This is a genomic window from Chamaesiphon sp. VAR_48_metabat_403 (assembly GCF_031422475.1).
Lineage (GTDB): Bacteria > Cyanobacteriota > Cyanobacteriia > Cyanobacteriales > Chamaesiphonaceae > Chamaesiphon.
In genome coordinates, this window is sequence record NZ_JANPLS010000092.1 from 1 (window position 1) to 5,631 (window position 5,631).

At 50.3% G+C, this 5,631-nt stretch carries 2 protein-coding genes, 1 tRNA gene and 1 pseudogene; 3 read left to right on the top strand and 1 reads right to left on the bottom strand.

The features are described from left to right. The 3 genes and pseudogenes from RMO79_RS04805 to RMO79_RS04815 all read left to right on the top strand — a co-directional run. A pseudogene (locus tag RMO79_RS04805) lies at positions 1 to 605 on the top strand (restriction endonuclease subunit R); the annotation flags it as partial. Further along, positions 592 to 1,320: a SprT family zinc-dependent metalloprotease gene (locus RMO79_RS04810; RefSeq protein WP_310481922.1), complete on the top strand. Its 729-nt coding sequence runs from the start codon at positions 592 to 594 to the stop codon at positions 1,318 to 1,320. The pseudogene RMO79_RS04805 and the gene RMO79_RS04810, both read left to right, overlap by 14 nt. 205 nt (positions 1,321 to 1,525) lie before the next feature. Further along, positions 1,526 to 1,610: transfer RNA gene (locus tag RMO79_RS04815), tRNA-Ser, on the top strand. Positions 1,611 to 1,733: 123 nt separating this feature from the next. On the opposite strand, the gene RMO79_RS04820 is transcribed toward RMO79_RS04815, so the two are convergent. Continuing rightward, the coding region (locus RMO79_RS04820) for a tetratricopeptide repeat protein (protein ID WP_310481923.1) at positions 1,734 to 5,631 on the bottom strand (3,898 nt) is incomplete at its 5' end.

Here is a 5,631-nt window from a genome sequence, read left to right on the forward strand (position 1 = left end):
GATTGAGCCAACTAATTCAAACCGCGATCGATGCCCACCGCGCCAAACGCCTCGGCGATATCGAATATCTCCAGCAAATGAAGTCATGTCTAGAAACCTTCCGTAGTGGCGGTGCAACTAACGTGCCCATACCATTGCAAACCCGCCCTCAAGCGCGGGCATTTTACAATATTTTGCGGGATAAACTAGCGAGTAATCTAGAGAGCCTAGAGACTAAAGTCTCTGCTCGTGATGCGAAGTCCGCCTTCGCGGACTACAATATTGATCGATCCGTGGTTCGTGAAGTGAAGTCCACATATACAACCCAGTCCGCGAAGGCGGACTTTGCGTCATTAGCCTCGATTTCAATCGATGGCGGTATCGACGACACAACCGATAATTCAGACGTATTTGTATTACTATCGATCGGTATTGAAGACATTATCACCAAACATAAAATCCGCGATTGGCAACATAACCAAGACATCCAAAAGCTGATGATGAACGAAATCGACGATTTAGTTCACGACTTAAAAAAGACTCACAATCTATTTATTGCCTGGGGCGATTTAGACGAACTAATTGCCAAGATCCTCAAGATTGCTGAAAACTATGAAGTCAACTGAGATCCATCGCGTCCCATACGGGAGTAAAAATATCGCATTTGCCCTTGAATACTCCCCCCGCAAAACCCTCGCGATCGAAGTTCATCCCGACAGTAGTATTATTGTCAAAGCTCCAGCAGATGCAACATTAGAATCGATCGAATCTAAAGTCATTCACCGCGCCGCCTGGATTGCCAAACAACAACGTCAGTTCGATCGATATGCACTAGCATTACCCGCCCCCGAATGTGTCTCTGGCGAAGGTTATCGCTATTTAGGTCGTCCATATCGGTTAAAATTAATTGAAAGTTCGAGCGACAAAATTCGGCTCTGGCAAGGTAGATTAGAAGTTAATACACCCACACCATTCGACAGGGAACATGTCGAAAGATCGATCGCTAATTGGTTTCGCGATCGAGCAACGATCGTATTTAGCGAACGTTATCGATACTGTGCCAAACTAGTCACATCCCATGATATTGAAGGGCACGGCTTTGAACTCCGCAGCATGTCGAAACGTTGGGGGAGCTGCACCCCAGCCGGGAGAATTTTTCTCAATCCGTTGTTGATTAGTGCCTCCAAAGACTGCATCGATTACGTCATCATTCACGAACTTTGTCACTTGCGGTTTCTCAATCACTCGACTAGCTTTTATAATTTGCTAGAAAGCCTTTTACCCGATTGGCGAGAGCGTCAAAATCGATTGAACGAGCGAGTTGAATTGCGGACGAAATAGCAATAAATTCATCTCAATATTAGCGATCTCGATCGAGTATGTCAAATCGATCGAGAGCACAAGCCAAAATTATTGCTCCGCACAGATCTGTGGGCATTTGCCCCAGTCCCCCAGTCTCCCCCGTCCCCCGTCCCGCTCCAAAAATAGTTGACAGTTTGTAAAAGTCTACGGTATACTAGTTAAGCGTCAAAATCCGCATAATTGTGGAGAAGTGGCCGAGTGGTCGAAGGCGCAGCACTGGAAATGCTGTGTAGGGCAACTTACCGTGGGTTCGAATCCCACCTTCTCCGTAACAAATTAAAAAGCTCCAAACTGAAACCAGTCTGGGGCTTTTTGATGTTTGGCAGTATAGCTTAGGTAACCTCTGCGCTCTGGCGCGCCTCTGCGGTTAAAAGAGGTGGTTAAATTGGATATCAAGTCGATCGCGATCGACACATCAAATGCCAATTTACTCGCAACCATTCGACTAGTAATGTCACTCTAAAAGTTTTAGCGATTAAATCTCCCAGAGCTTGACGATAAGCACGATAGAACGGGATATCTTCGTCAAGTTGTAAATAAGCAGATGTAGCTGCTGTTAGGTGTTTGTAGATATGTTGGAGTTTGAGATCGTGGGAACTCATGTGCGATCGAGCGGCGATAACCGATTGGGTAATTTCTAATAAGAAGGCATATTCTGGGGAGTAATCTTCGCTCGGTAGTAAGTTTTGGATGTATTCATTAGCTCGATCGAGTTTGCCAGCACGAGCTAAGTCAAAAGCCATCCAAGCTAGATGCGATTTTTTACCATTATCGCTGGCTAAATTGAGTGCGGATTCATGAATATGGCGGGCGTTAAGATCTGAGCCGACGGCGCGAAATGCTTCGGCAAGATTGGTGAGCATCCACGGTTCGGCATCCGATCGATCTTGCCAATCTGCCAACCAGTTAATAATGCGATGATTGGATTGAATCAATCGCAAGACGTAACCTACAGCCCCCCATAGTTCGGTTTTTTGGCGGAGATTTTTTTGATGTCGATCGATGAAATTATGCAACGATTTTGTCTGGTTGTTTTGGGCGAGGAGTCGCAGATAAGTACGGACGGCTTGTGTGCCAGTTTCTGAGTGGAAGTTTAATGTATGAATGTGGCGATCGAGTTTTTGCCACTGTTGTAATTCTGCCGCAGTTTCTAGCCACCAGAAGCGAATTGAGGATAAAGAAATGACCCCTGCGGCGGAGAGTTGCTCGAATAGAATTTGCTCGACATTTGACAGCAATTTGGCAGCGTTCATGGCAAGGATGGCAACTCGCAAGCCTTGACTATTTTCGAGATCGCACTGACACAGTTGTTCTAAGCTCGATGCGGCGGTGGCATTATCGCCATGGTGGAGCGATACGCGAATTTGAGCGGGTAAATAAACGTCAGGATCTAGATAGGGTTTGATTTGGGCGAGGAGCGCGGTGGCTGCGTCGAAGTTTGTGGCTTTCCAATGCAGCTCGAATAGGGAGATGCCGCCATAGTCGTAATGGGGCGCGATTTCGAGAGCTTTTTCCCAGGCGGATTGGGCTTGGGCGATGTCTCCCGTGCGGTTGTAAGCATCGCCTAAATAGCCCCAGTTAACTGGATCTTGGGGATCTAAGTGGACGAGTTTTTGGGCGGCGGGGAGATATTCGGCGAGGTTGTCGAGTCGATCGAAATATTGAGTTAGTTGCAGCCACGCCCATTCAAAATCTGGCTCGATGGCGACGATTTCGCGAAATAAATCGAGGGCGTTTTGGTGTCGTCCCCACTGTTGTTCTACCCATGCCGCCCTCGCTCTGAGCGAGATGGGGCGATCTTCCGCCCAGGCGGTGGTGTTACAGACGGCTAATGCGGCTTCGTGTTCGTCGGCGCGGACCAGGAGGCGGGCTTTGAGGTCGTAGGCATCGGTGTAATAGGGGTCGAGTTCGATCGCCCGATCGAGGGCTAGAAGGCATTCTGGGCGGTCTGCTTCGGCTTCGAGGGTGTCGGCGAGGAAATACCACGATCGGGCGGCTCCTGGGTAATTCTGCGTGAGTTCGCGGACCAAGCCAGCAGCGAATTCAGGGCGATCGCCTGCGATCGACCATTCTTTGAGTTTTTCCCACGCCCAGGCGTAATTATGCCCGCCGCTGGTGGTTTGAACGACGATTTTTAGGCGTTCCAGGGCGGCATCGCAATCTTCAATTTTCCAGAGTAATTCGGCGAGGTGGCAATGGTGGCTGAGATCGCGAGGTTCGCGGAGAATGGCGGTTTCGAGGAGTTTTTTACCCAGCTCGTATTGCTCGGTGCGCTCGTAGACGCGGCTGAGTCTGCCGATCGGAATGTTCCAAGTCGGATCGATGTCTAGAGCGCGGTTGAGGGAGATCGTTTCGTTGTCATTATCTTCCTGTTGGCGGTAAATCGTGGAGAGATCCAACCAGGCTTTGGGGAGGAGCGGGAACTGCTCGGTAAATTGTTTCGCGAGGGCTAGTGCCTCATCGAGGAGATCGAATTGGAGTAATTGGAGTACTAATACAGACCAAGCTTGCCATAAATCGGGGCGTTCCGTCTGGGCTTCGCGCATTTGCGCCAGCAGGGTTTCGGGGGGGAGGATATTGGCGGCTTGAGATTGGTAGTTAATCAGCCCGTCGCCCATCACAATCTGCTGTTTTAACTCGTTGAAACAGAATTCGAGGGCGGCTACGCGCTCTTCATGGGTGTAACAGAGCGATAATAACGCACCCATCGCCCCTTCACTATCGATCGATAAGGCGATCGCCTCCTTATAGGCAGTTTTCGCCGCCGCATTCTCGCCAGCTAGTTCGGCTAAATAGCCCCGCAGCACCCGCTCGTAAGGGCTGTGGGGTTCGAGTTCGCGGGCGATGTCGATTTCGATCTTCGCCTCGGTTAGCTTGCGCTGGTTGCCCAAAACGCGGGCTAATTGGCGGCGAGTCCAGGCATCGCTGGCATCGATCGCGACGATCCGGCGCAATACTTCCTCGGTGGCGACTAAATCGTCGGCTTCTAATAACCAGCTACTCCATAATTGATGCAGGCTATAGCTATGGGGGAAGCGATCGCAGGCGGTTTTTAAAAAGTCTAGGGCGGCGGTAATGCCTTGAGTTTCGGCGAGTAAATTAGCGATCGCCCGGTTGACATCGATACCCAGTGGCTCGATGCTTAAAATCGCTTGCCAGTGTCCCAAACTCCCGACGATATCCCCTTGTTTGGCGGCTAATTCCGCCGCAATCCGCCGCCAAGTGGCTGGTGCGATCGTCTCGCGGATGCGATCGAGAATGCCTTCGGCTTGATGGTATCGCCCGTATTCGGCATAGGCATTTGCCGCCCCAATCAGCAGATCGTTTTGCTGAGATAAATCCCGCCCTGACAGATCGGCAATTGCCCCATCGAGGAGCGCGAAGGCTTCTGTCATCCGATTTAACTGACTACACGCCCAAAATAAAGTCAGTAACGGTTCGACAGATTTAGTCCCCAAACGATGCCAGCGTTGTTCCAGTAATTTAAGCGCGGTTGTAGTCTGCTTGCGATGCCGTGCGGTAAAGAAATAAGTCTTAGCATAGGTAGATTTTTTATCTTCCAGACAAGTCGCAAACCGATATAGTTCAAAAGCGGTAGTATATTCCCGTTGCAACCATAAAATTCGCGCCAGGGCATAGTAATTCTGGGCACTAGTCGGCATTTGGCGAATCGTCCGCCGCAACACCGCGATCGCCAGCTCCGCAGCTCGCCCATCATCGCCGATTTCTTGAGCGTAATATTGCAAAAAGACCGGATGACCGTTTTCATCACACATCCGCGTCAGAATTTCCAGCCGCTCTTCCCGACGGGCTAATTCTTGCAAACAAGCAAGCTTGCCCAAGATTAAATTCGCACAATCGGGAAATTGCAGCAAAGATTTCTCGATCGCGGCTAACACCCGCGTCTCATCGCCATCGTAACCCGCAATCAGCCGCTCGGCATCTAGCGTCAGGCGGTGAGTGGGCGCAATTTGAGCCATCTGCTCGTAGATCTGACTGGCAGTTTCCCGCCGATTGTGCGTCAGTGCCCCATGAATTTGGTACGATCGGTCGTATAAATCCGCCTCAGGCAGGTCTAAATCGGTTAAAAGGTGTAATTTATCTCCCGGCACTAACAGCATCCCTCTAGGCCCAAATGCCGCGTAGTGAGCGAGAAATTCTGGTCCCCAGGCTTCCCCAATCTGGCGATCGTAAGGATCGCGAATTAGTAACTGCTGAAGATAGCTGTCGTAGCCGATGACGGCTTGTAAATGCGCGCTCGTCGGCTCGGTAGTAGTCAGGGTAAACGGG